Source organism: Bacillus cereus group sp. BfR-BA-01523 (genome assembly GCF_022662615.1).
Classification (GTDB): Bacteria; Bacillota; Bacilli; order Bacillales; family Bacillaceae_G; genus Bacillus_A; species Bacillus_A mycoides.
In genome coordinates, this window is the sequence record NZ_JAKUDX010000014.1 from 63,362 (window position 1) to 87,504 (window position 24,143).

Sequence of the window (24,143 nt, forward strand, 5' to 3'; positions counted from 1 at the left end):
GTACTTCCCTGTTTCTACTAAATAAAAAAGAAGGGTTCTATTTTCACAATTAGAACCCTTCTCAAAACATCTAAACGATTCCTCTATACAAGATTATCAGATTTCACTTGATCTAAATCCCCTATAACAACATTCCCTTTATACATAACTACACGCTTCTCTGTTTGACGAGCCACTGCTTCCGCGGCGCATGTTGCATTCGTCAAGACAAAACTTGCCTCATCTCCTACATTTGGCCATAATCTCTTGCCTTCATCATTTAGCGTAGCTTTCCCTCCTGTAATAAAACGAAGAGCTTTTCCTAAAGATTTTTCATCACTCCAACCAAATCGTTCTGCCAATCGATTTGCCTTTTGAAGCATATCACCTGTGCCAAACGGAGACCAATGATCTGTAATACTATCATTTCCTAATGAAACTTTAACTCCTTTTCGATCTAGTAACGGAATTGGGATTACTTGTTTACCGATTGGAACGGTTGAAGTGATATCAATCTTTAATGCTGCTAGTCTTTCTGCCACTTCTTCAGCTTCTTTATTAGTAACACCACCAAGTCCAAGCGCATGACTAATTGTTACACGACCTTGCCATCCTGCTTCTTCCGTTAGACTTGCCAATCTCTTCATTGTAAACGTTCCAAGGTTATTCGCATCGTGCAAATGAATATCAACATCCGCATTAAACTCTACCGCAATGTCCATAATCGTATGTAATGATTTTTCAATATCATTATCTACTGTAGCTGGGTCCACTCCGCCAACTAATTGTGCGCCCATACGCATCGCATCTTTCACAAGTTGCATAGAATTACTTCGCAATAATCCATGTTGCGGAAATGCAACTATTCTACCAGACAACCGATCTTTATATGTTCCTAAAGCCGCTAACGTTGCCTCTAAATTACGAAGTCCAATAACCGGATCCACATTACAATGCGTTCTAATATTTGTTGCGCCATTTCGAAGCAATAACTCTAGCATATTTTCCGCCCTGTCTTGAGCAGTTGCTAATTGCTTTGGTAAAATCGTTTTTTCTTCATTAAAACGTGTAAAAATATTTTCTGCTGGCATACAAGCTTTCCAAGGCCCACTATAATATGTTTTATCAATATGAATATGCATCTCTTCAAAAGCTGGTAAAACTAATAAACGATTAGCATCAAAAGTTAACGTTCCTTCCTCTTGGGCGATTCCCGATATAATTCTTTTAATTCGCCCATCTTCAATAAGAAGACTGCATATCTCAGTTTCCGTTTGTGAAATTTTCGCTTCTTCATATGTATAACCTGTTTCAAGCTTTACATTAGTCAACCAATATAATGTCATTACCATTTCCCCACCTTATATTAGAAAATACGTCACACCCTCATTTTCATTTTAATACCAACTGAAAATTAAGACAATTAATCCACTGTATTGTCCTTTCACAAAAAAATGTAATATAACCTAATGGTCTTCTCATAAAGTGAAACTATAATCAGTGGGGGTTCATCCCCCACTGATTATTAGTTGAACCAATCGGGCGTTTACGGGCAGTTGATCTCCCACCTAACTTCTTTGCTTCAGCCGAATTTTGAGGTGGGAGTTTTACTGCCCGTTAATGCGGGATAAATTTCCATATAGAATAAAAGTACACTGTATCACTCATACATAACAGCAGTGATATAAAAAGGAGAGGATCATAATATGTCGAAGAGGTTATATAAATCCGAAACTGATAAAATGTTATTTGGTATATGCGGTGGTTTAGGAGAATATTTTGATATTAGCTCTACTCTCATTCGCATACTTTGGGTCATTGCTATTTTATGTTTTGGGACGGGGTTTTTAGTTTATTTTATTTGTTTATTACTTATGCCACGCTCTTACTAATAACATTCTTTCATATATTTGAGCATAGCGTATAAAAAATCCCCTATAGATTTTTCTATAGGGGATTTTTTCATGAAGAATATTTCATCGTTAAATGTAATACCGCTACTTCATCCTCTTCATTTTTATAACTATGTTTCTTATTAGCTTCAAACTGAATGGAGTCAAACTCATTTAGCACATATACGTCATTCTCAACTTGAATAGAAACTTTCCCTTTCATTACTGTTACAAGCTCAATTGCTCCTTCATGATGAGCTTCCGGTTCATATATACTATTCGCTCTTAAACAAGCACGGTGCATTTCCATCCCTGTTTCTTTCGTGTAACGGAACATCGTTTCTAAATGCCATGCTTGTCCTACATCTACTGCAAATCCTTCTCCGCAGCGCGCAACAGCTACAGGTTCTCCAACAACCATTAATCTCGATAAAGGAATCGATAACCCTTTCGTTATTTTCCAAATGACAGCTAACGTTGGATTCGTTTCGCCTCTCTCAATTTTCCCTAATGTTAATTTACTAACCCCTGTTTTTTGGGCTAATTCTTCTAAACTTAATTTTTGTTCATTTCGAATTTGTCTTAATAGCTGACCTACTTGCTGAATTACTTCTTTCGTTTGCATATCTTCATTTTCTTTCATATATAAAAACCACCTTAAAATATAAAATAGTTTACTTTTATTATCTTTAAGTATATTATACTATACATAAATACTCAATTCCGAAAGGAGTGCCATACTTCATGCGCGCAATATTACTAGGTCTTTTATCATCGGCCTTTTTTTCTGCAACCTTTATTATTAACAGAGCAATGAATGTATCTGGAACAAGCTGGGCTTGGACTGCTTCCTTCCGTTTTCTATTTGCTCTCCCTATTTTATTCCTTATCGTTTTATTTCGCAAAAACTTAGGAGCTTTATGGGCAGAATTAAAAAAACATCCATTTGTATGGATCGGGTGGGGTTCGGTCGCTGGCATCGGCTTCTATTCTTTATTAAGTTTCGCAGCTGTTTTTTCTCCAGCTTGGCTCGTTGCTGGAACTTGGCAAGTTACGATATTAGCAGGGTTACTACTATCACCATTATTTTTCGTTAAAATAGAAACAAAATCAGGTACAAAACTTGTACGTGGAAAAATTCCACTTCGCAGTTTATATGTAGCATTATTTATTTTACTTGGTGTAATTTGTATGCAAGCGACTGCAGCGGGTCATATTACAATGACTCAGTTCATCTCGGGATTTTTACCTGTCGTATTAGCGGCTTTCTTATATCCGTTCGGTAACCGAAAAATGATGGAACTTGTTGGCGGGCGTCTTGATACATTCCAACGTGTATTAGGAATGGCAATCGGAAGTCTCCCTATTACAATCCTACTTGGTATATACGGATTTTCCACTACCGGTATTCCATCATCAAGTCAAATGATGCAAGGATTTTTGTTAGCATTATGTTCCGGAGTTATTGCGACGATGACATTTTTCTTTGCTACTGACTTAGCAAAAGACAATCTTGCTTTACTTGGAGCTGTTGAAGCAACACAAGCTGGAACGATGGTCTTCACTGTGCTTGGTGAGATTATTTTCTTAAATGGTTCATTCCCTAGCGGGCTGTCACTGATTGGGATGATTATTATCATGCTAGGAATGATCGTAAATAGTGTTTTAAACCGTTCTGTTCCAGTCATTAAACAAAAAAAATCAGCATAAAAATAGATATGGTTCTTCTTCATAGAACCATATCTATTTTTATTATCTCCCTATTTCGCCTTATCAGAATAGTATTTTATTAGCTGTTTATACTAAAACCTATGTTATAATACGTTTCATGTGCATTAATAGGAGGTAAATTATGTTAAAAAAAGCAATTGCTGAATTTATTGGTACATTTGTACTTGTATTATTCGGAACTGGAGTAGCTGTCATTGGTGGCGGAATTGAAGGAATTGGAACATTAAGTATCGCTATGGCTTTCGGATTATCTATCGTGGCTATGGCATATAGCATTGGAACAATTTCTGGATGTCATATTAACCCAGCAGTATCAATCGCTATGTTCATCAACAAAAGAATGAACGCTATGGAACTTAGCTATTATTTATTAGCTCAAATTTTAGGTGGTTTATTAGGAACTGCAACGTTAGTAACAATTTTACGATCTGCTAAATTACCTTTAGATAATTTAGGACAAAATAGTTTTGGAACTCTTGGTTTATCTGGAGCATTTTTAGTTGAATTCATTTTAACTTTCGTATTTGTTTTAGTTATCGTTGCTGTAACAGGTAAAAAGGGAAGTTCTTCTTTAGCTGGACTAGTAATTGGTTTCACATTAGTATTAATTCACTTATTAGGTATTCCATTAACTGGAACATCTGTTAACCCAGCTCGTAGTATCGCACCAGCTCTATTCGCTGGCGGAGAAGCAATTTCTCAACTATGGGTGTTCATCGTTGCCCCAATTTTTGGTGGTATCGTAGCAGCTGTTGTAGGAAAGTTTATTTTAAATACGGAAAAATAGAACTTCCAATATTTCCGAATAAAAAAAAGCGAGCCCTCATCATGAGGAAGCTCGCTTTTTTTTATTCTTTAATTTTCGACTTTAAATTTGTAACTAATTGCTGCACCGTTACATTTGCAAGTACGTTTTCCATCGCTTCTTGCGATTGTATTAAAATAATCTCTAATACCGATTGAATATTAGCTCCTACTGGACATTCAATGTTGGGATTTTCATGGAAAGAAAATAGATGTCCTTCTTCTACAACTTCCACAGCTTTATATACATCAAGTAATGTAATTTCATCTAAATCACGAGCAAGTGTCGTACCACCTTTACCAGCTTGTACATCAACAAGTCCTGCTCTCTTCAACATTCCTGTAATGCGACGAATCACAACTGGATTTGTATTCACACTACCAGCAATCCATTCAGAGGTACAGCGAGAGTTTCGATCTATTGCAAGTAACGTTAACATATGAACACCTACTGTAAAACGACTACTAATTCCCATCTGCACACCCTCCTTTTTATTCATTCTATTAAAAGACAACTCTTATCATTATATACTATTTTTAATTTATACATAAAGTGAAACTTTAATCAGTGGGGGTTTTGTTCATCCCCCACTGATTATTTGCCTTCACCAATCGGGCGTTTACGGGCAGCCCGACTCCCATCTAACTTCTTTGCTCCAGCTGAATTTTGAGATGGGAGTTTTACTGCCCACAAATAGCGGGGTAAAGAAAAAGCATGATTCCATTAGAAAATCATGCTTTCCCTCTATTATTGACGCTTTATAAATTTCGCCAAATCTTTAAACTTCACTTTATCAGAGTAATTCATTACACCGTTTACATAGATACGGCTTGTAATCGCATTTAATATACCAATCGTCGCCAATAAAACTACTAATGTTATCGTAATCTCTAACATACCTGCTTCACCAGCTACAATCCGCGAGAAGGTAACCATTGGTGTGAAAAACGGAACATACGAACTTACAACAACAATAGTACTATTTGGATCACTTAATGATTTAATACTAATGAAGAATGCAGCCATGATCAAAATCATTATCGGGAAAGATACAGCTTGTAAATCCTCTGTCTTAGACACAACAGCTCCAGCCGCAGCGTACATCATCGCATAAAGTAAATACCCCGTAATGAAATAAACAAGAAACATACTTATAACCTTTGCATCTAATTTTGTAAAGTCAATTGGAACACCAAGTAATGAAGCACTTTCTAAATCGACCCAACCTAACAAATAAGGAATAAGATAACCACACGCCAATATTACAAGTTGTAATAACGCCGTTGAAACAACCGCCAAAATTTTCGCATACATCATCGTAAGAGGCTTTACTTTCGGAAGCATTACTTCCATTACACGTGACGCCTTTTCAGATGCAATATTCATTGCGATTGTATTTCCGAAAGCTACAATAAACATATACAAAGCAAATGTAAAGAAATATGCAATTCCGAAAGAAGATGTACGATCTTTTATCGCTTCTTGCTTCACTTGAATTTCTGCTTGTAATTGCTGCGCAATTTCTGGTGAAACATTATTTTTTACAATCGTCACCTTCGTATATTGTTGTTTTAAATAACCCGCCATAATCGCAGAAGTTGCTTGGCTTGGAAATCCATTATACATATATGTAACTGCTGGAGTCCCATCCTTTTCCGTCACATGGAATAGACCATCTAAATCGCCTTCTTCTACTTGCTTATGCAGTTTATCAAAATCATCCTTTGAACCAACCGTTATTTTTGCTGATGGCAATAGCTTATTTAGCTCTTCTTTTTGTACTTTGTATGTGGAGCTCTCTACTACAACTGCAATTTTATCTTTATCCTTATTTTTATCATCGCCTGAAGTAAAATGATTAAATGCAAAAATCCCAAACACAACCAAAAATAAAATCGCACTCGTAATTAATGATTTTTTAGATAAAAATGCTTCTTTAAAATAAAATGAAAATACATGAGAAAATTTACGCATCTTTATTTCGCCCTCTCTACAAAGATTTCGTTTAACGTCGGCTCTAACATTTTAAATTGTCGTAAACCAACACCTTGTTCTTGCAATTGTTGCAAAATCTTTAGAGCTTCTGCATCATCTTGTACTTTCACATAAAGAAGGCCTTGTTGTTTTTCATATGAAACATGTATAGCTTCTAATCCTTTTTCATTCTCTTTTGTATCTTCGATTGTTAAATTACGAAAACCGTATTCTTTCTTAATATCACTTAATTGTCCTTCTACGACTGCTTCACCTTTTTTCAAAATACATACATGTTGGCAAAAAGCCTCCACTTGCTCCATACGGTGACTAGATAAAATAATTGTCTTTCCGCTCTGTACTTGTTCTCCAATAATACTAGCCAACATTCCAGCATTAACTGGATCAAGTCCGCTAAATGGTTCATCCAAAATAAGAAGTTCTGGATCATGAAGAAGAGCAGCAATCAATTGAATTTTTTGCTGGTTCCCTTTCGAAAGTTCTCCTGCTGTTTTGAATTTATATTCTGGGATTGCTAAGCGCTCTAACCAGTAATCAATTGCAAGATCCACTTCTTTTTTCGTCATTCCTTCTAATCTGCCAAAATATCGCAACTGATCTATTACTCTACTTTTTGTATATAATCCTCTTTCTTCTGGTAAATATCCAATTGTTACCCCGCTATCACCAAATGATTTTCCATCCCACGTAATAGAACCTTCATTTGGCGTTAATAAACCTAGTAACATTTTAATTGTCGTTGTTTTCCCTGCACCATTTCGGCCAAGTAACCCTAACACTTCACCTTTCGGTAACGAGATTTGCAAATCATTAACCGCTTTAGATTCTCCGAATATTTTTGTTAAGTTTTGAATTTGTAAACTCAATGTATAAAGCCTCCCCTTTAGTATCATTCGTACTCTCTATTAAAGACTATGATTGTTCGAAATAAAATATAGTACTATATTTCAATCTTTTATACGTATCATGATCCCCCATCCACCATTTGTTTTATTTAGTTAAAATTGTAAATAACAAAGATATATTTGTCAATTATAATTGTCATTTCGACAATAAAACACGTCAAATCACTTTTTGTTATTTTTCCCATCTTTCTAATATAGGACATACTACTATATATACAAAAGACAATATGCAAATGTTCATAAAAAAAATTTTATATTTTAATATATAATATAAGATGATTTTCTAACATCAAGGAGGATACATATGAAGATGAAAAGGGGCATTACCACTTTATTATCTGTGGCCGTTCTTTCCACATCGCTTGTAGCATGTTCAGGAACAGCTGAGAAAACAGTGGCAAAAGAAGAGAAAGTACAATTAACAGACCAGCAATTGATGGCCGATTTATGGTATCAAACAGCTGGTGAAACGAAAGCACTTTACTACCAAGGCTACAATATTGGTCAATTAAAGCTTGATGCAGCTCTTGCAAAAGGGACAGAAAAAAAACCTGCTATCGTACTTGATCTAGATGAAACTGTTTTAGATAACAGTCCCCATCAAGCAATGAGCGTAAAAACAGGAAAAGGCTATCCTTATAAATGGGACGATTGGATTAATAAGGCTGAAGCTGAAGCTCTTCCAGGCGCTATTGATTTCTTAAAATATACAGAGTCCAAAGGTGTAGATATTTACTACATCTCAAATCGTAAAACAAATCAACTAGATGCAACAATTAAAAACCTTGAGCGCGTAGGTGCTCCTCAAGCGACGAAAGAACATATATTACTACAGGACCCGAAAGAAAAAGGGAAAGAAAAGCGTCGTGAACTTGTTTCTCAAACACATGACATCGTCCTATTCTTCGGTGACAACTTATCTGATTTCACTGGTTTTGATGGAAAATCTGTAAAAGATCGCAATGAAACAGTAGCAGAATCAAAAGCACAATTTGGTGAGAAATTCATCATTTTCCCTAATCCAATGTACGGTGATTGGGAAGGTGCTCTATATGACTATAATTTCAAAAAATCAGATGCAGAAAAAGACAAAATCCGTCGTGACAATTTAAAATCATTTGATGCAAAATAACAAAGAGGATGGCCTTCGCCATCCTCTTTTATTGCATATTTCTTGTTAAAGGTAAAATAAATACTTCTACACGTCTATTTTTCGCTTTTCCTTCTGGCGTATCATTTGGTGCAATTGAACGGTATTCTCCATAACCAACTGCACTAAATTTTTCTGGTTGCAATTCTTTATTTTGGAGTAACACCTGCATAAAATTAACTGCACGCTGTGTACTTAACTCCCAGTTTGATGCAAACTGAGCATTTGCGATAGGAACCGTATCTGTATGACCCGACACTGTAATTTCACGAGGTGATGCTGAAACAAGTAGGTTAGACATCTCTTTTGCAATCCCTAACGATTCCAACTTCACATCTGCTTTCCCTGAATCAAATAGTACATTTTCTAATATCGTTAACATTAATCCTTTTTCAGTTAACTTAGTTTGAAAAGAAGAGGATAGTTGTTTCTCATTAATATATTGATCAATCTTTTTTTGTAATGCTTTCAACTCATCCATTTCTTTTTTTTCTTTAGCTCTATCTTCCGCTTGTTTTTTTGCTTGTTCTGCCTCAAGGCTATTTGCTGATAATTCTTTTTCCTCATTTGGTTTTTGATCGCTTAAAAATTCTTTATTTCCTGTTCCACCGGCTAACTCACTTCGAAAAGCAACTGCCATCTGTTTAAACTTCGCAGCATCTATACTACTCATTGCGAATAATACGATGAACAATGCAAATAACAACGTTAACATATCAGAATATGGAATTAACCAAGTTTCATCGATATGCTCATCATGTTTTTTCTTTTTACCTCTTCTATTTTTCTTACTCCGCATTTTTTTCTGCTCCTTTTTCTAGCTTTTTACGCTCAGTTGCAGAAAGTGCACCTAAAATGCGGTTCTTCATAATAAACGGATATGTACCTTCTTGTAACATTAATAAACAATCAATAATTAAACGTTTCTTCTCTAATTCAGCAGCAGACTTTTGCTTTAATTTATTTGCAAACGGATGCCATAATACGTAACCTGAAAAAATACCGAAAATCGTTGCAATAAACGCACCTGAAATAGCATGCCCTAGCTTTTCAATATCAGTTAAATTTCCAAGTGCAGCTACAAGACCAATAACAGCACCTAAAACCCCTAGTGTAGGTGCATATGTACCAGCTTGCGAGAAAATAGCAGCCCCTTTTGCATGTCTCTCTTCAATCGCTTCTAATTCGGCTTCTAAAATTTGTTCTAAATCCTCTGCAGATACACCATCAATAACAAATTTCATACCACGCAAAAGAAATTCATCTTCAATTTCATCTAATTGTTGCTCTAAAGACAAAATACCGTATTTTCTACTCTCAGATGTCCAATGAACAAATAATTCTAGCAATTGTTCATAACTTAAATCTTTTTTATTTGAACCAAAAAGAACTTTAAATAATTTTGGAACTTTTTTTAGTTGATTCATCGGAAAGGCAATACACACTGCAGCAAATGTACCGACGAAAATAATTAGTGCTGCGGCAGGATTTAGTAAGGCTGTTATGTCAGCGCCCTTGACGACCATCCCTACGACTACCGCTAATACTCCTAAAATGATTCCAATAATTGTTGCAAAATCCATTCCCATTCACTCCTAGTCTATACCAGAGATCTTTTATTCTCGATAATCGCTACATCTTCTTATATACATATATTACATAAAAAATGAACTTCATGAAAGATAAGAAATGAATTATATGAAAAAATACTACAATTTCACACATTTTCTGACATTTTCTTTGCGTTTTTATTACGTTATGACTCTTATATTTCTTTCTCAATAAACTAGACTTATAATAAAAGCGATACATATTTTATTAAGAAAGGACAGTGATTACAAGGTATCATGAAAAAGATAATAATTATTTCTGCCATTACTATTGTAATCGGTATCACATCTTTCGCTTACTTTGCTTCTAAATCACCACTGCAAAATGAGGCGAAAGCTGTCGAAAGTCAAAAACATAGTAACCATCCAAAAGAAGAGATTCCTGCTTTTCCAAAAGCTGATCATAACGCAAAGAAACTAGATAATAATTTTTCCGTTGTAACAAATCCAGATTCTGCTCTTGTATTAGTCAATAAACATCGTAAATTACCAGATGGATACATTCCAGAAGATTTAACGAAACCGAACGTACCATTTACTAGTCCAAAAGATAAAGAGAAAACATTACTTCGCAAAGATGCTGCAGACGCTCTTGAAAAAATGTTCCAAGCAGCGAAAGAAGAAGGTTTAGAACTTACAGCAGTTTCAGGTTACCGTTCTTACAAACGCCAACAGTCATTACATAATACATATATTAAACGCCAAGGAAAAGCTGAGGCTGATTCGGTAAGTGCAATTCCTGGAACAAGTGAGCATCAAACTGGTCTAGCAATGGATATTAGCTCAAAATCTGCCAAATTCCAATTAGAACCAATTTTCGGAGAGACAGCAGAAGGAAAATGGGTTGCAGAACATGCCCATGAGTTTGGTTTTGTCATTCGTTATTTAGAGGATAAAACAGAGACAACAGAATATTCATATGAACCGTGGCACTTACGCTACGTTGGCAATCCATATGCCGCATACATATATAAGCACCACCTAACATTAGAGGAGGCAACGAAGGACAAAAAATAAGAGAGCGAATCGCTCTCTTATTTTTCTTTTATTCTATTATTGTAATAATTCCTTCCATTCCTCAGTCCACGGTTCGCCTCTTCCAGTTTTTTTCGATGCTTGGACCATCATACCGCGTCCAACTAAACAAACTTCTCCTTCTGCATTTTTGACCATATAGTGTAAATCTAAAGAGGAATTCCCAACCGCTCCCGCCTTTACATATACTTTCAACTGCTCATCAAAATAAATTTGTTTAATAAAATTGCATTGTAGATCTGCGACGACTATCATCGTTTCTGATGATTCATGTGTCCATTCTTGCATAAATCCGAGTTCTTTAAACAATGCGATACGCGCTTCTTCAAAATATGTAAAAGCAACGACATTATTTACATGTCCAAACATATCTACTTCACCAAAACGAACTTTGACAGGATTATAAAATGAAAAACCACTTTCCCATTGCTCAAAGTCTTCAATATAAGAAATTCTCTTCATCGTTCCCTCTCCTTTTCGCCCTTAAAATAAAGTGAAATTTTAATCAGTGGGGGTTTTGTTCATCCCCCACTGATTTTTACGGGCAGTTGATCTCCCACCTAGCTTCTTTGCTCCACCTGAATTTTGAGGTGGGAGTTTTACTGCCCGTTAATGCGGGATAAACAGAATAAACAGAAATATAAAGTTATAAATATTGCCTCTTCAACATGAAGAGGCAATATTTATTAATAGTTATTATCGCTACCAAAGAAATCTTTGAACGATTGAATTGTTGTATCACGGTTTAATGCTGCAATTGAAGTTGTTAATGGAATACCTTTCGGACATGATTGCACACAGTTTTGAGAGTTACCACAGTTTGCAAGTCCTCCATCACCCATAATTGCACGTAAGCGATCTGCTTTATGCATTTCACCAGTTGGATGCGAGTTAAATAAACGCGCTTGTGAAAGCGGTGCTGGTCCAATAAAGTCAGACTTACTGTTTACGTTCGGACATGACTCTAAGCAAACACCACATGTCATACATTTCGAAAGTTCATATGTCCATTGACGCTTTTTCTCTGGCATTCTTGGACCTGGCCCTAGGTCGTACGTACCGTCGATTGGAATCCAAGCTTTAACCCGTTTTAACGCGTTAAACATACGGCTACGGTCAACTTGTAAATCACGTACAATCGGGAATGTCTTCATCGGCTTTAAGCGAATTGGTTGCTCTAACTGGTCAATAAGAGCTGTACATGATTGACGTGGTTTTCCGTTAATCACCATCGAACAAGCACCACATACTTCTTCTAAACAGTTCATATCCCATGCAATCGGAGTCGTCTGGTTTCCTTTTGAATCAACAGGATTACGACGAATTTCCATCAGTGCCGAAATAATGTTCATATTTGGACGATATGGAATTTCAAACTCTTGATCAAACTCTTGTGCATCTGGTCCATCTTGTCTCGTAATGATGAGGCGGATTGTTTTCTCAGACATGTTGCTTATCCCCCTTCTCTTCACCCTTAGCAGCTACATCATGTTTTGAGGAATAGTCACGTTTACGTGGTTTAATTAATGAAACATCCACTTCTTCGTAATGGAATGCTGGTGCCTTTCCTTCTCCCTCAAATTTCGCCATCGTAGTTTTTAAGAAGTTTGCATCATCACGATTTGGGAATTCTGGTTTGTAATGCGCTCCGCGGCTTTCATTACGGTTATATGCGCCGATTGTAATAACACGTGCTAACTCGAACATATTTGCAAGTTGGCGTGTAAATGAAGCACCCTGGTTACTCCATCTTGCTGTATCGTTAATGTTAATGCGTTTGTAACGCGCCATTAACTCTTCAATTTTCGCATCAGTTTCTAGTAACTTTTTATTTTCACGAACTACTGTAACGTTATCTGTCATCCATTCTCCAAGCTCTTTATGAAGAACATATGCATTTTCGTTACCATCAAGCATTAAAATATTGTTAAATTTCTCTGTTTCGATTAATTCATTTTGCTCATATACAGTAGATGAAACAGCATCAGATGATTTAGAAAGACCTTTCATATACTCAATTGCGTTCGGTCCTGCTACCATACCACCGTAAATTGCTGATAATAATGAGTTCGCACCAAGGCGGTTACCACCGTGCATAGAATAATCACACTCACCTGCTGCAAATAAACCTGGAATACTTGTCATTTGCTTATAATCAACCCATAATCCGCCCATTGAATAGTGAACTGCTGGGAAGATTTTCATTGGTAGTTTACGAGGATCATCACCTGTAAATTTCTCATAGATTTCAATAATTCCACCAAGTTTAATATCTAGTTCTTTCGGATCTTTATGAGAAAGATCTAAGTACACCATGTTTTCACCGTTAATACCTAGTTTTTGCTCTACGCAAACATCAAAGATTTCACGCGTTGCAATATCACGAGGTACAAGGTTTCCGTAAGCTGGATATTTTTCTTCTAAGAAGTACCATGGCTTACCATCTTTATACGTCCAAACACGTCCACCTTCACCACGTGCAGATTCACTCATAAGACGTAACTTATCGTCTCCAGGAATTGCCGTTGGATGAATTTGAATGAACTCACCGTTCGCATAAGATGCACCTTGTTGATATACAGCAGACGCTGCTGTACCTGTATTAATAATAGAGTTTGTTGATTTTCCAAAGATGATACCAGGGCCCCCTGTTGCCATAATCACGGCATCAGCTTGGAAACTTTTTATCTCCATAGTTTGTAAGTCTTGCGCGACGATTCCTCGGCACACACCTTCATCATCTACAACAGCTCGTAAGAAATCCCAACCTTCATATTTCGTTACAAGTCCTGCTACTTCATGACGACGTACTTGCTCATCTAATGCATATAGTAATTGTTGACCAGTTGTTGCGCCAGCAAATGCTGTACGGTGATGTTGTGTTCCACCGAAACGACGGAAATCCAGAAGTCCTTCTTCCGTACGGTTGAACATAACACCCATGCGATCCATTAAATGAATAATACCAGGTGCTGCATCACACATCGCTTTAACTGGTGGTTGGTTCGCTAAGAAGTCCCCACCATAAATTGTATCGTCAAAGTGGATCCATGGAGAATCCCCTTCACCTTTTGTATTTACGGCACCGTTAATTCCACCTTGGGCACATACAGAATGTGAACGTTTTACTGGTACTAAAGAAAATAGTTCAACATTTACTCCTGCTTCTGCCGCTTTAATCGTTGCCATTAAGCCGGCCAAGCCACCGCCGACTACTATAAGTTTCCCTTTCATGCTCTCCCACTCCTTACTGGTTTGCTAGCTGTGGATCGATGAACGCTAATAATGCACTCACACCTACATAAGATAGACCTAAGAAAATAGCTAATGTTACATAAGTAGAGATTCTTTGTGAACGTGGAGATACTGTAATTCCCCAGCTTATACAGAATGTCCATAGTCCATTTGCAAAGTGGAAAATTGTTGAAACAACACCAACTAAATAGAAACCAAACATAAATGGGTTGTTTAAAATATCTGCCATCATATCATAGTTTACCTCTTTACCTAACAATGCTTGAATACGAGTTTCCCAGACGTGCCAAGAAATGAAGATCAGCGTAACGATACCTGAAATTCGTTGGAAGACGAACATCCAGTTACGGAAATAGCCGTAAGATACCGCATTGTTCTTAGCTGTAAATGCAATATATAAGCCATATATAGCATGGTACAGTATAGGTAAAAAGATGATGAAAATTTCTAGCGCATACCGGAATGGAAGGAGCTCCATAAAGCCTGCAGCTTTGTTAAAAGCCTCTGCTCCCCTTGTTGCAAAGTTGTTTACAATTAAATGTTGCGTCAAAAAGACACCAACCGGAATGACCCCCATTAATGAGTGCCACTTACGAAACGTATACTCGCGGCCTTTCATGTCCCCATTACCCCCTTGAATGTTTGACTGCTGTTTTCAGATTAATTTACAACAATAATGTTTTTTCACTATTGGCATAAGAAAAACTGAAAAAATTATTCGAAATATTTCAGCATAATTTGATAACAAGTTCATTTTACCCCTATTTTTGTCGAAGCGTCAAGAAAACGTATACATAATTTGTACATAATTTGCATATAATTTGCCAATTCTTTTTTTTTCTTATATATTCAGATTTCCCCAAAGAAAAATCTATTTTTATAAATGAAAAATGTTATATAATAATCCCTATAGAAAGAGGGGAATATTGTGAGCAAAAATACAATCGATATAACATCTTTAGAAGATGTTTCATTGAACGCCTTCGCTTATGAATTGCTACGTGAAGAATTACTACCTGATTTAATTGGTAACGATTTAGATGGTATTTTATACTGGGCTGGTAGAAACCTTGCGAGAAAATATCCGCTAGAAACAATTGAAGAAGTCATTCAGTTTTTTGAAAAAGCTGGTTGGGGCACTTTAAGTATCATTGAACATAAACGTCGTGAAATGCAGTTTCAACTTAAAGGTACACTTATTACTGAGCGTCAAAAACAAAAAAGACATTCATCTTATCAATTAGAAGCTGGATTTATCGCCGAGCAAGTTCAAAGACAAAGAAACGTCGTTGCAGAGTCCTATGAGGAACAGAAAAAGCGTTCAGACTCTATTACATTTCTTGTTAAATGGGATATAAAAGATCTCATTGAAGTGTAGCATCTACTTACAGTCAACTAGACATATAAGTTTAGTTGACTTTTTTGTATATTCATTTAGGTGTGTTTATTTTAAATCTTCAGAAATTATACCAAAAAACAGAAGACGTTGTAAACTACAACGTCTTCTTATCTGTTAAATAAGTATAAATCATCTCTGCAACATTTTTCGGCATACCTGCTTCGACAAATTCCGATATGGAAGCTTCTTTCATCTTTTTTAATGAACCAAAATGTTTTAGCAATACCTTTTTTCGTTTATCGCCGATTCCTGGAATATCATCCAATGCTGATTGAATGACCGATTTCCCGTGCAACTGGCGATGGAATGTAATTGCAAATCTATGCACTTCATCTTGAATGCGTTGCAATAAATAAAATTCTTGGCTATTCCTCTCAAGCATCACAGGTTCAGGCGGAGCTCCAATAATTAAATGTGATGTTTTATGTTTGTCATCTTTTACAAGCCCTGCCATCGGAATATATAATCCGAGTTCATTCTCCAGAACATCACTTGTAGCGGCCAGATGGCCTTTTCCACCATCAATAATGATTAAATCTGGTAAAGGTAAATTCTCTTTAAGCGCCCTCGTATAACGGCGTCTTACAACTTCCCTCATAGATTCGTAATCATCAGGACCTTGAACCGTTTTAATTTTATATTTCCGATATTCTTTCTTCGCTGGTTTCCCATCGATAAAAGCAATCATTGCTGAAACAGGATTTGTTCCTTGAATATTTGAATTATCAAACGCTTCAATACGATATGGTGTTTCAATCCCTAGTTGCTTCCCTAGATTATCAACAGCTTTAATCGTCCGTTCTTCATCACGTTCAATTAAGTGAAATTTCTCTTCTAGTGCAATTTTCGCATTTTTATTTGCTAATTCCACAAGATCTTTTTTCTTCCCACGCTTCGGCTGTGTCGCTTCAACTTCTAAAAAGCGCTCTACTAATTCTGAATCTATACTTCCTGGAACAACAATTTCCTTCGGCTTGAAATGACTACTGTTTTCATAAAATTGACCGATAAAAGTTAAAAATCCCTCTTCTGGTTCATCATAAATCGGAAACATAGAAACATCACGTTCAATTAGCTTTCCTTTTCGAACGAAGAAAACTTGAACACACATCCACCCTTTATCAACTGCATATCCAAACACATCGCGATCCACTAAATCACTCATAATCATCTTTTGCTTTTCCATAATTGCATCAATATGAGCAATTTGATCTCGCAACTCTTTCGCCCGTTCAAATTCTAGCTTTTCTGAAGCCTCATACATCTTCGTTTCTAATTCTGAACGAATTTCTTTATGCCCACCGTTTAAGAATTTAATAATTTCATCAACAATTTCTTTGTTTTGCTCATCCGTTACTTCTTTCACACAAGGTGCTAAACATTGGCCCATATGATAATACAAGCAAACTTTATCTGGCATATTTGAACATTTACGAAGTGGATACATACGATCTAATAATTTCTTTGTTTCATGTGCCGATTGCGCATTTGGATAAGGCCCAAAGTACTTTCCTTTATCCTTTTTTACATTCCGCGTAATGAGTAAGCGCGGCTGTTTTTCAGCTGTAATTTTAATGAAAGGATATGTTTTATCATCTTTTAATTGAATATTATATTTTGGATCATATTTTTTTATTAAATTTAACTCTAAAATAAGAGCCTCCAAATTTGAGGAAGTCACAATATATTCAAAATCAACAATTTCTCCAACAAGCCGCAGTGTTTTCCCATCATGCGAACCAGTAAAGTACGAGCGCACACGATTTTTGAGTACCTTTGCTTTTCCGACATATATAACCGTTCCCTGCTTATCCTTCATTAAATAACAACCAGGTTGATCGGGCAAAATTGCTAACTTCTCTTTTAAATGCTCGTGCACTCGTCTCCCTCCATTTCTACATGCTTATCATTTTTATTTTCACATAAAAACATACTATGCCAAAACACCCAACATACGTTCTTTTATTGTAACGGAAAGGTTGTAAAAAAGAAAATAAAAAAAGCTACCAAATGGTAGCTTCTTTATTTTAGAAGTGTTTAGAAACTAATTCTACTAACGCTTCTTTCGGTTTATATCCTAACGCTTGATCAACCACTTTACCGTCTTTTAATACGAAAAGAGCTGGAATGCTCATTACTTCGAATTGACGAGCAGTTTCTTGGTTTTCATCAACGTCCACTTTTACTACTTTTACTTTCTCGCCTAACTCTGAATCGATTTCCTCTAATACAGGAGCGATCATTTTACAAGGTCCGCACCAAGGCGCCCAGAAATCTAATAGTACAACACCTTCGCTAGTTTCAGCTGCGAAGCTTTGGTCATTTGCATTTATAATTGCCATTTTATTTCCTCCTTCAAGTATATTCTACCAAGAGTATATCATTAACTTTTATACGTGGCGAATATTATGTATCGTTATGTATTGTAACAAAAAAATGTTCCTTTATACTATATAAAAATATGGATGAAATACTAAAAAGATGAGAGACAGGGGATCTCTCACCTTTTTCTATATATAGGGGTACTTCACTTGGAACTCAAGGGTACTCAAATCATGAATGTACTTTTAACTTTTTAAACTCTTCTGTTAAAAGAGGTAATACTTCAAACAGATCACCGACAATACCATAGTCAGCTACTTTGAAGATACTAGCTTCTGGATCTTTATTAATCGCAACGATTATTTTTGAATTAGACATACCAGCTAAATGCTGAATTGCACCAGAAATCCCGCATGCAATGTATAGGTCTGGTGTAACAACTTTACCTGTTTGACCAATTTGTAATGAATAATCACAGTACTCAGCATCACAAGCACCACGAGATGCTCCAACAGCGCCGCCTAGTACGTCAGCTAATTCTTTTAAAGGTTTAAATCCTTCTTCACTCTTCACACCACGTCCACCAGCTATAATAACTTTCGCTTCAGAAAGATCAACACCTTCTGCAGTTTTACGGACAACATCTTGAATGATTGTACGTAAATCTTTCACATCAACTGTAATAGAAGACACGTCAGCTGTGCGAGACTCGTCTTTTTCAAGAGTTGCAATGTTATTTGGACGCACTGTCGCAAATAATATACCATCTGTTACGATCTTCTTCTCAAATGCTTTACCAGAGTAAATCGGACGAGTGAAGATAACATTTCCACCTTCAACTTCTAAAGCCGTTACGTCAGAAATTAAACCAGCTTCTAATTTCGCTGCTAATTTTGGTGATAAATCTTTACCAAGTGCCGTATGTCCAAATACAATGCCTTCTGGCTTTTCTTCAGCATATACAGCTAAAAACGCTTGTGCATATCCATCAGATGTATATGATTTTAATTTATCATTTTCAACTGTCACAACGCGATCTGCACCGTAATGAATCAATTCATTTGCAAAAGAGGCAACGCTGTCTCCAACTAGAAGACCTACCACTTCACCGCCTTCTGCAATTGTTTTTGCTGCTGCTACCGCTTCAAACGAAACGTTACGTAGCGATCCATCACGAACTTCACCCATTACTAATACTTTACGAGCCATAGATTTTCCCTCCTGCATATATAATTTCGTATTTTATTAGATTACTTTCGCTTCTGTATGGAGCAACGATACAAGTTCTTTTACTTGATCTTGCAGCTCGCCTTGTAACACTTTTCCTGCATCTTTCTTAGGAGGCAAATAGATTTCAATTGTTTTTGTTTTTGCTTCCACATCATCTTCTTCTAAATCTAAATCATCTAATTCTACTTCTTCTAGTGGCTTCTTCTTCGCTTTCATAATACCTGGAAGTGATGGATAACGCGGTTCATTTAAACCTTGTTGCGCTGTTACTAGAAGAGGTAATGATGATTCAATTACTTCTGTATCCCCTTCAACATCACGCTCAATCTTCACATTTGTACCATCAATTTCAAGCTTCGTAATCGTCGTTACGTATGGGATATTTAACGCTTCAGCTACTCGTGGACCAACTTGTCCAGATGCACCGTCAATCGCAACGTTCCCGCCTAAAATTAAATCGATTTCTTTATCTTTTAAATATTCAGCGAGCACTTTTGCTGTTGTAAATTGGTCACCATTCTCAACATCATCTTCAATGTTAATTAGTACCGCTTTATCGCAGCCCATCGCTAATGCTGTGCGAAGCTCTTTTTCACTATCCTCGCCACCAACTGTTATAACAGTAACTTCTCCACCTTGTGCATCTCTTACTTGAATCGCTTCTTCAATCGCATATTCATCGTAAGGGTTGATGATGAATTCCGCTTCGCCATCGTAAATTGCACCGTTTTTAATTACGATTTTTTCTTCTGTGTCAAATGTTCGTTTCATGAGTACGTAGATGTTCATTCCATTTACCCCCTTATTTTTCAGAAAGATTCTATCAATTTTAAAATTCTGTTAATTTTTATAAAAAAAAATAATTGGACTACCTACCACTAAATGAAGGCTTACGTTTTTCTAAAAACGCTGCTACGCCTTCTCTTCCATCTTCACTCGTAAATACTTCACCAAAAATCTGTGATTCACGCTGTACACCTTCATAATAATGAGACGATTTTGTCGTTTGTAATAACTCTAGCACAGCACGAGTTGTTGCTGGGCTTTTTCCAGCAATCTGTTTTGCAATTTTAAGCGTATCTTCTAAAATGGATTCTTCAGAAAACACTCCGTTAACAAGTCCCCATTGTAATGCTTCTGCACCAGTAATTGGTGTACTTGTTAACATCATTTCACAAGCTTTCGCTTTACCAACATAACGTGGTAAGCGCTGTGTACCTGCAAAACCAGGAATTAATCCAAGTGTTAATTCAGGTAAACCAAGCTTTGTACTTTCAGTTACAAAGCGCATGTGGCAAGACATAGCAAACTCAAGGCCGCCGCCAAGTGCCGCTCCATGAATTGCCGCAATAACTGGTTTTGAGCATTTTTCAACACGCTCAAACGTAACTTGTCCAAGCTGTGCTAACTCTGTTGCTTGCTTCGCTTCAGTAACAGATGTAAATTCTTTAATATCTGCCCCTGCTGAGAAGAAGCGTCCTTCACCATGTAAAACAACAACACGAATGTTATCATCCTTTTCCACTTGATCGATTAATTCAGTAACGTCATGCATAACTTGTGAAGACATCGCATTAGCTGGCGCATGATTTAACGTCGCCACCGCGATATGATCTTCAACTTTTACAGATAGGAATTTCAACATGATCCCTCCCATTATTGACGATAACCACAAGCTGCAATAAGTAGCCCATGTACCGTTTTTGAAAGTGCGACCAGATCATACTTATGATCGCTCATTACCCAATTGGTCACAACTTCATCTACTGTTCCAAAGATCATTTGTCTTGCCACGCGAACGTTTAAATCCGCCTGAAATTCACCTTGCTTTATACCTGTCTCTAAAATCTCATCCATAACTTGTAAGTAGCCTTTTAATACTTCATTTATTTTAAGGCGCAAGTCTTGATTGGACTGCCTTAGCTCTAATTGCGTAACGATAGCAAGAGGATCATTTTGTGACAACAGCAAGAAGTGCGTTTCTACCAACATGAATAACTTCGCTACAGCGCTTTCAATTCCTGCTATTTTTTGACGAATTGTTTCAACAAATTCTCCCATCTTCTCTTGGAATAAGGATATTAATATATCTTCTTTATTTTTAAAATATAAATAAATCGTGCCATCAGCTACCCCAGCTTGCTTTGCAATTTTAGAAACTTGCGCTTGATGGTATCCATTCTCCGCAATCACAATGACTGCAGCATCAATAATCTGATTGTATTTCGGTCTATTTTTCTTCACTTTACTGTCCCCTTCAAGAAGATGACTGAATGAATAGTCATTCATATTCTTATAATACTGACTATTTAGAAAAGTGTCAATCCTATTTTTTCAAAAAGAAAGGGCCTTAGCCCGTTTGCTCATCCTCATTCTTTCTCTTCTCTTCATCTATTAGGACACGACGTAAAATTTTTCCGACTGTCGTCTTCGGCAACTCACTTCTAAACTCATATACCTTCGGAACTTTGTAAGCTGCTAAATATTTACGTGCAAACTGATCTAATTCTTCTTCAGAACACTCAGCGCCTTCTTTCAAAACAACAAACGCTTTTACAGTTTCCCCTCGATACGGATCAGGAACACCGATTGTTACCACTTCTTGCACCTTTTCGTGTTCATATAACACTTCTTCTACTTCCCGAGGATATACGTTAAAACCGCTAGCAACAATCATATCTTTCTTACGATCTTTCACATAGAAAAAGCCATCCTCATCCATGTATCCTACATCACCTGTATGAAGCCAGCCATCTTGCAATACAGCCGCCGTTTCTTCTGGCTTATTCCAATACCCTTTCATAATTTGTGGGCCCTTTACAACAATTTCACCAATTTCACCTGGAGGTAATGACTCTCCTGTTTCAAGTGACATGATGATTGCCTCTGTATCCGGCCACGGTACCCCAATACTTCCCGGCACACGCTTTTCCCACAAAAAATTCCCATGTGTAACTGGTGATGACTCCGTTAATCCATAACCCTCTACTAATTTACCACCTGTAACTCTCTCAAACTCCTCCTGCACTTCTACAGGAAGCGGTGCAGAACCACTAATACAAGCCTGAATTGAAGAAATATCATATTCTTTTAAAAGAGGACTATTTAATAGAGCAATATAAATGGTTGGTGCTCCTGGAAATAGTGTAACTTTATGTTTTTTAATTGCTTCAAAAACCATTTTCATATCAAACTTCGGAATAAGCACCATTTTATACCCTTGCATAATACTTAAATTCATTACAGCTGTCATTCCGTACACATGAAAAAATGGAAGGACACCAAGGATTACTTCTTCTCCTTCTTTGCAATTATATAACCAATGCGCTCCCATTAAAGTGTTCGAAACGAGGTTTTTATGCGTTAACATAACCCCTTTCGGAAACCCTGTCGTTCCCCCTGTATACTGCAAAAGGGCTAGATCATTTTCGGGATCACATGGAACTTCAACATCAGCATTACTTTCTCTTTCTACCGATTTCCAAAGATGAATCGTTTCGCTTTCCGACACATTCACAACAAGATTTGCCTGCTTTTTTTGTACAAATGGATAAAGTAAATTTTTAGGGAATGGTAAAAAATCTGCAATACGGGTTACGATAATATGCTCAAGCTTTGTGGCAGTTTGAACATTAGTAACTCTCGGAAACACTAAATCCAGGCAAAGAATAGCTTTTGCCCCTGAGTCATGAAGTTGGTACTCAAGCTCTCTTTCTGTATAAAGAGGATTCGTTTGTACAACAATCCCCCCCGCAAGCAAAGTACCATAATAACCAATTACAGATTGCGGACAATTCGGTAACATAATCGCAACTCTATCGCCTTTTTCAATACCAAGCCTTTGAAGGTAATTCGCAAATTTCTTTACCTTGTCATGGAAATCTGAAAATGTAACATCTTTACCTAAAAAGTGAAGCGCTTTCTTTTCTGGATAACGAGCAGCCATTTTCTCTAAATATCCATGAAGTGGCTGAATATCATATGAAATCGTACCTGGGATTTCCTCTGGATAACTCTGCAACCAAGGTTTTTCCACTCTCATTCCCCCTTCCAATACTTGTGAAAATAAATGAATGTTCATTCATGATGGTTGTTTTCATTATATTATAGTCGTAACATCGTTACAATCATAATATTCTGACTTTTTTATAACTATGCTTTACTTCCTTAACTTCTTATTATATGTAGAAACTCTCCTAATTTTAAAAGAATAAGAGAGTTCACGTTACTTAGCTTAATCTTATAATCGTTAAAACTGCACCAGGTGTAGTCGTTGATAACGTGGCAACAGCTAACAATCCAAACAACTGCAAACTAATTGCACTCCCCGCTGCAAGAGTCGTAATAATTGTCGCACTAAATGAAGTCGTTGCTAATGCAGGGGAATTGATAGTTCCAGCAAGCGGTGCACCATTAATTGTAATTCGCGAACTAACTAATAATGAAGCCGTTATATTAATTGTATATGAAATATAATAATTCCCCGCATTTGCGGCCGTAAATACTGTGTTCCCCCCCGACACTGTAATTCCGGGACCGATATTCTGATTATTTGGAAGTGGGACATTTGTCCCACCAAGTAATACTGATATTGCCGTACCCGATGTATTATTCGCAAATGCATACGTCGCAGTTATACTTGTACCTGTTACTCCCGTTGCTCCTGTATCTCCTGTCGCTCCTGTTGCTCCCGTTGCTCCCGTTACTCCCGTTGCTCCTGTTGCTCCCGTTGCTCCTGTTGCTCCCGTTGCTCCTGTTGCTCCCGTTGCTCCCGTTGCTCCTGTTTCTCCCGTTGCTCCTGTTACTCCTGTTACTCCCGTTGCTCCCGTTGAACC

Annotated in this window: 25 protein-coding genes; 6 read left to right on the top strand and 19 right to left on the bottom strand. The window is 36.9% G+C overall.

Annotated features, from left to right (window positions below):
- Positions 1 to 83: 83 nt before the first annotated feature.
- Positions 84 to 1,325, bottom strand: a complete 1,242-nt coding sequence (locus MR066_RS23595) for an amidohydrolase family protein (protein WP_242248706.1) — start codon at positions 1,323 to 1,325, stop codon at positions 84 to 86.
- A 360-nt stretch (positions 1,326 to 1,685) separates the two neighbouring features.
- Here MR066_RS23595 and MR066_RS23600 point away from each other — a divergent pair, with 360 nt between their 5' ends.
- Entirely contained in the window at positions 1,686 to 1,871 is a 186-nt protein-coding gene (locus tag MR066_RS23600; RefSeq protein ID WP_002129290.1) for a PspC domain-containing protein, read from the top strand.
- Between the two features lie 70 nt (positions 1,872 to 1,941).
- Here MR066_RS23600 and MR066_RS23605 read toward each other — a convergent pair whose 3' ends face one another.
- A complete protein-coding gene (locus tag MR066_RS23605; RefSeq protein WP_002034214.1) occupies positions 1,942 to 2,514 on the bottom strand; it encodes a helix-turn-helix domain-containing protein in 573 nt (190 codons plus the stop codon).
- A 101-nt stretch (positions 2,515 to 2,615) separates the two neighbouring features.
- On the opposite strand from MR066_RS23605, the gene MR066_RS23610 reads away from it, so the two are divergent.
- Both MR066_RS23610 and MR066_RS23615 read left to right on the top strand, forming a co-directional pair.
- Entirely contained in the window at positions 2,616 to 3,581 is a 966-nt protein-coding gene (locus MR066_RS23610; RefSeq protein ID WP_002129291.1) for a DMT family transporter, read from the top strand.
- A gap of 142 nt (positions 3,582 to 3,723) precedes the next feature.
- Entirely contained in the window at positions 3,724 to 4,389 is a 666-nt protein-coding gene (locus MR066_RS23615) for an MIP/aquaporin family protein (RefSeq protein ID WP_242248707.1), read from the top strand.
- A gap of 61 nt (positions 4,390 to 4,450) precedes the next feature.
- Here the strand turns inward: MR066_RS23615 and MR066_RS23620 are convergent, their stop codons facing one another.
- The 3 genes from MR066_RS23620 to MR066_RS23630 form a co-directional block, all read right to left on the bottom strand.
- Positions 4,451 to 4,882, bottom strand: a complete 432-nt coding sequence (locus MR066_RS23620; protein WP_002088848.1) for an Rrf2 family transcriptional regulator — start codon at positions 4,880 to 4,882, stop codon at positions 4,451 to 4,453.
- Between the two features lie 272 nt (positions 4,883 to 5,154).
- On the bottom strand, positions 5,155 to 6,381 hold the full coding sequence (locus MR066_RS23625; RefSeq protein WP_061688751.1) for an ABC transporter permease: 1,227 nt from the start codon (positions 6,379 to 6,381) through the stop codon (positions 5,155 to 5,157).
- 2 nt (positions 6,382 to 6,383) lie between these two features.
- Positions 6,384 to 7,268 carry an ABC transporter ATP-binding protein gene (locus tag MR066_RS23630; protein WP_061688750.1) on the bottom strand — a complete coding sequence of 295 codons (885 nt, stop codon included), beginning with the start codon at positions 7,266 to 7,268 and terminating at the stop codon, positions 6,384 to 6,386.
- Positions 7,269 to 7,611: 343 nt separating this feature from the next.
- Between MR066_RS23630 and MR066_RS23635 the strand changes: the two genes are divergently transcribed.
- Entirely contained in the window at positions 7,612 to 8,439 is an 828-nt protein-coding gene (locus MR066_RS23635) for a 5'-nucleotidase, lipoprotein e(P4) family (RefSeq protein ID WP_002190803.1), read from the top strand.
- A 28-nt stretch (positions 8,440 to 8,467) separates the two neighbouring features.
- Here MR066_RS23635 and motB read toward each other — a convergent pair whose 3' ends face one another.
- Positions 8,468 to 9,256 carry a flagellar motor protein MotB gene (gene motB, locus MR066_RS23640; RefSeq protein ID WP_002184884.1) on the bottom strand — a complete coding sequence of 263 codons (789 nt, stop codon included), beginning with the start codon at positions 9,254 to 9,256 and terminating at the stop codon, positions 8,468 to 8,470.
- Positions 9,246 to 10,040: a flagellar motor stator protein MotA gene (motA, locus tag MR066_RS23645; protein WP_002088856.1), complete on the bottom strand. Its 795-nt coding sequence runs from the start codon at positions 10,038 to 10,040 to the stop codon at positions 9,246 to 9,248. Before motA ends, motB begins: the two co-directional genes overlap by 11 nt.
- 264 nt (positions 10,041 to 10,304) lie before the next feature.
- Between motA and MR066_RS23650 the strand changes: the two genes are divergently transcribed.
- Positions 10,305 to 11,084: a M15 family metallopeptidase gene (locus MR066_RS23650; RefSeq protein ID WP_061688748.1), complete on the top strand. Its 780-nt coding sequence runs from the start codon at positions 10,305 to 10,307 to the stop codon at positions 11,082 to 11,084.
- Positions 11,085 to 11,120: 36 nt separating this feature from the next.
- On the opposite strand, the gene MR066_RS23655 is transcribed toward MR066_RS23650, so the two are convergent.
- The 4 genes from MR066_RS23655 to sdhC all read right to left on the bottom strand — a co-directional run bounded on the left by MR066_RS23655 (position 11,121) and on the right by sdhC (position 14,976).
- Entirely contained in the window at positions 11,121 to 11,564 is a 444-nt protein-coding gene (locus MR066_RS23655; RefSeq protein WP_002034215.1) for an acyl-CoA thioesterase, read from the bottom strand.
- A gap of 224 nt (positions 11,565 to 11,788) precedes the next feature.
- Complete coding sequence (gene sdhB, locus MR066_RS23660) at positions 11,789 to 12,550, bottom strand: succinate dehydrogenase iron-sulfur subunit (protein WP_242248708.1); 762 nt, start codon at positions 12,548 to 12,550, stop codon at positions 11,789 to 11,791.
- Positions 12,543 to 14,336 carry a succinate dehydrogenase flavoprotein subunit gene (gene sdhA, locus MR066_RS23665; RefSeq protein WP_242248709.1) on the bottom strand — a complete coding sequence of 598 codons (1,794 nt, stop codon included), beginning with the start codon at positions 14,334 to 14,336 and terminating at the stop codon, positions 12,543 to 12,545. The genes sdhB and sdhA overlap by 8 nt, the downstream gene beginning before the upstream one ends.
- 13 nt (positions 14,337 to 14,349) lie before the next feature.
- Entirely contained in the window at positions 14,350 to 14,976 is a 627-nt protein-coding gene (sdhC, locus tag MR066_RS23670) for a succinate dehydrogenase cytochrome B558 (protein WP_002015407.1), read from the bottom strand.
- A 309-nt stretch (positions 14,977 to 15,285) separates the two neighbouring features.
- Between sdhC and MR066_RS23675 the strand changes: the two genes are divergently transcribed.
- Positions 15,286 to 15,735, top strand: a complete 450-nt coding sequence (locus MR066_RS23675; RefSeq protein ID WP_242248711.1) for a YslB family protein — start codon at positions 15,286 to 15,288, stop codon at positions 15,733 to 15,735.
- A gap of 115 nt (positions 15,736 to 15,850) precedes the next feature.
- Here MR066_RS23675 and uvrC read toward each other — a convergent pair whose 3' ends face one another.
- The 8 genes from uvrC to MR066_RS23715 all read right to left on the bottom strand — a co-directional run.
- The gene (gene uvrC, locus MR066_RS23680; protein ID WP_063219801.1) at positions 15,851 to 17,635 is read right to left on the bottom strand and encodes an excinuclease ABC subunit C; all 1,785 of its coding nucleotides are present in this window, start codon (positions 17,633 to 17,635) and stop codon (positions 15,851 to 15,853) included.
- Between the two features lie 148 nt (positions 17,636 to 17,783).
- The gene (gene trxA, locus MR066_RS23685; RefSeq protein WP_000974757.1) at positions 17,784 to 18,098 is read right to left on the bottom strand and encodes a thioredoxin; all 315 of its coding nucleotides are present in this window, start codon (positions 18,096 to 18,098) and stop codon (positions 17,784 to 17,786) included.
- 211 nt (positions 18,099 to 18,309) lie between these two features.
- Positions 18,310 to 19,287 carry an electron transfer flavoprotein subunit alpha gene (gene etfA / locus MR066_RS23690; RefSeq protein WP_002015402.1) on the bottom strand — a complete coding sequence of 326 codons (978 nt, stop codon included), beginning with the start codon at positions 19,285 to 19,287 and terminating at the stop codon, positions 18,310 to 18,312.
- Positions 19,288 to 19,323: 36 nt separating this feature from the next.
- The gene (gene etfB, locus MR066_RS23695) at positions 19,324 to 20,097 is read right to left on the bottom strand and encodes an electron transfer flavoprotein subunit beta (protein WP_002088867.1); all 774 of its coding nucleotides are present in this window, start codon (positions 20,095 to 20,097) and stop codon (positions 19,324 to 19,326) included.
- 79 nt (positions 20,098 to 20,176) lie between these two features.
- Entirely contained in the window at positions 20,177 to 20,953 is a 777-nt protein-coding gene (locus tag MR066_RS23700) for an enoyl-CoA hydratase (RefSeq protein ID WP_002088868.1), read from the bottom strand.
- An 11-nt stretch (positions 20,954 to 20,964) separates the two neighbouring features.
- Positions 20,965 to 21,552, bottom strand: a complete 588-nt coding sequence (locus MR066_RS23705; protein ID WP_012261773.1) for a TetR/AcrR family transcriptional regulator — start codon at positions 21,550 to 21,552, stop codon at positions 20,965 to 20,967.
- Between the two features lie 106 nt (positions 21,553 to 21,658).
- The gene (locus MR066_RS23710) at positions 21,659 to 23,344 is read right to left on the bottom strand and encodes a long-chain-fatty-acid--CoA ligase (RefSeq protein ID WP_113734146.1); all 1,686 of its coding nucleotides are present in this window, start codon (positions 23,342 to 23,344) and stop codon (positions 21,659 to 21,661) included.
- Between the two features lie 193 nt (positions 23,345 to 23,537).
- Positions 23,538 to 24,143: BclA C-terminal domain-containing protein (locus MR066_RS23715; protein ID WP_242248713.1), on the bottom strand; the 606-nt coding region annotated here is incomplete at its 5' end.

Coding starts and splice junctions, on each gene's coding strand:
- MR066_RS23595 (WP_242248706.1), bottom strand. CDS start 1,325: ATGACATTATATTGGTTGACTAATGTAAAGCTTGAAACAGGTTATACA.
- MR066_RS23600 (WP_002129290.1), top strand. CDS start 1,686: ATGTCGAAGAGGTTATATAAATCCGAAACTGATAAAATGTTATTTGGT.
- MR066_RS23605 (WP_002034214.1), bottom strand. CDS start 2,514: ATGAAAGAAAATGAAGATATGCAAACGAAAGAAGTAATTCAGCAAGTA.
- MR066_RS23610 (WP_002129291.1), top strand. CDS start 2,616: ATGCGCGCAATATTACTAGGTCTTTTATCATCGGCCTTTTTTTCTGCA.
- MR066_RS23615 (WP_242248707.1), top strand. CDS start 3,724: ATGTTAAAAAAAGCAATTGCTGAATTTATTGGTACATTTGTACTTGTA.
- MR066_RS23620 (WP_002088848.1), bottom strand. CDS start 4,882: ATGGGAATTAGTAGTCGTTTTACAGTAGGTGTTCATATGTTAACGTTA.
- MR066_RS23625 (WP_061688751.1), bottom strand. CDS start 6,381: ATGCGTAAATTTTCTCATGTATTTTCATTTTATTTTAAAGAAGCATTT.
- MR066_RS23635 (WP_002190803.1), top strand. CDS start 7,612: ATGAAGATGAAAAGGGGCATTACCACTTTATTATCTGTGGCCGTTCTT.
- motB (WP_002184884.1), bottom strand. CDS start 9,256: ATGCGGAGTAAGAAAAATAGAAGAGGTAAAAAGAAAAAACATGATGAG.
- motA (WP_002088856.1), bottom strand. CDS start 10,040: ATGGATTTTGCAACAATTATTGGAATCATTTTAGGAGTATTAGCGGTA.
- MR066_RS23650 (WP_061688748.1), top strand. CDS start 10,305: ATGAAAAAGATAATAATTATTTCTGCCATTACTATTGTAATCGGTATC.
- MR066_RS23655 (WP_002034215.1), bottom strand. CDS start 11,564: ATGAAGAGAATTTCTTATATTGAAGACTTTGAGCAATGGGAAAGTGGT.
- sdhB (WP_242248708.1), bottom strand. CDS start 12,550: ATGTCTGAGAAAACAATCCGCCTCATCATTACGAGACAAGATGGACCA.
- sdhA (WP_242248709.1), bottom strand. CDS start 14,336: ATGAAAGGGAAACTTATAGTAGTCGGCGGTGGCTTGGCCGGCTTAATG.
- sdhC (WP_002015407.1), bottom strand. CDS start 14,976: ATGAAAGGCCGCGAGTATACGTTTCGTAAGTGGCACTCATTAATGGGG.
- trxA (WP_000974757.1), bottom strand. CDS start 18,098: ATGGCAATTATAAATGCAAATGACCAAAGCTTCGCAGCTGAAACTAGC.
- etfA (WP_002015402.1), bottom strand. CDS start 19,287: ATGGCTCGTAAAGTATTAGTAATGGGTGAAGTTCGTGATGGATCGCTA.
- etfB (WP_002088867.1), bottom strand. CDS start 20,097: ATGAACATCTACGTACTCATGAAACGAACATTTGACACAGAAGAAAAA.
- MR066_RS23700 (WP_002088868.1), bottom strand. CDS start 20,953: ATGTTGAAATTCCTATCTGTAAAAGTTGAAGATCATATCGCGGTGGCG.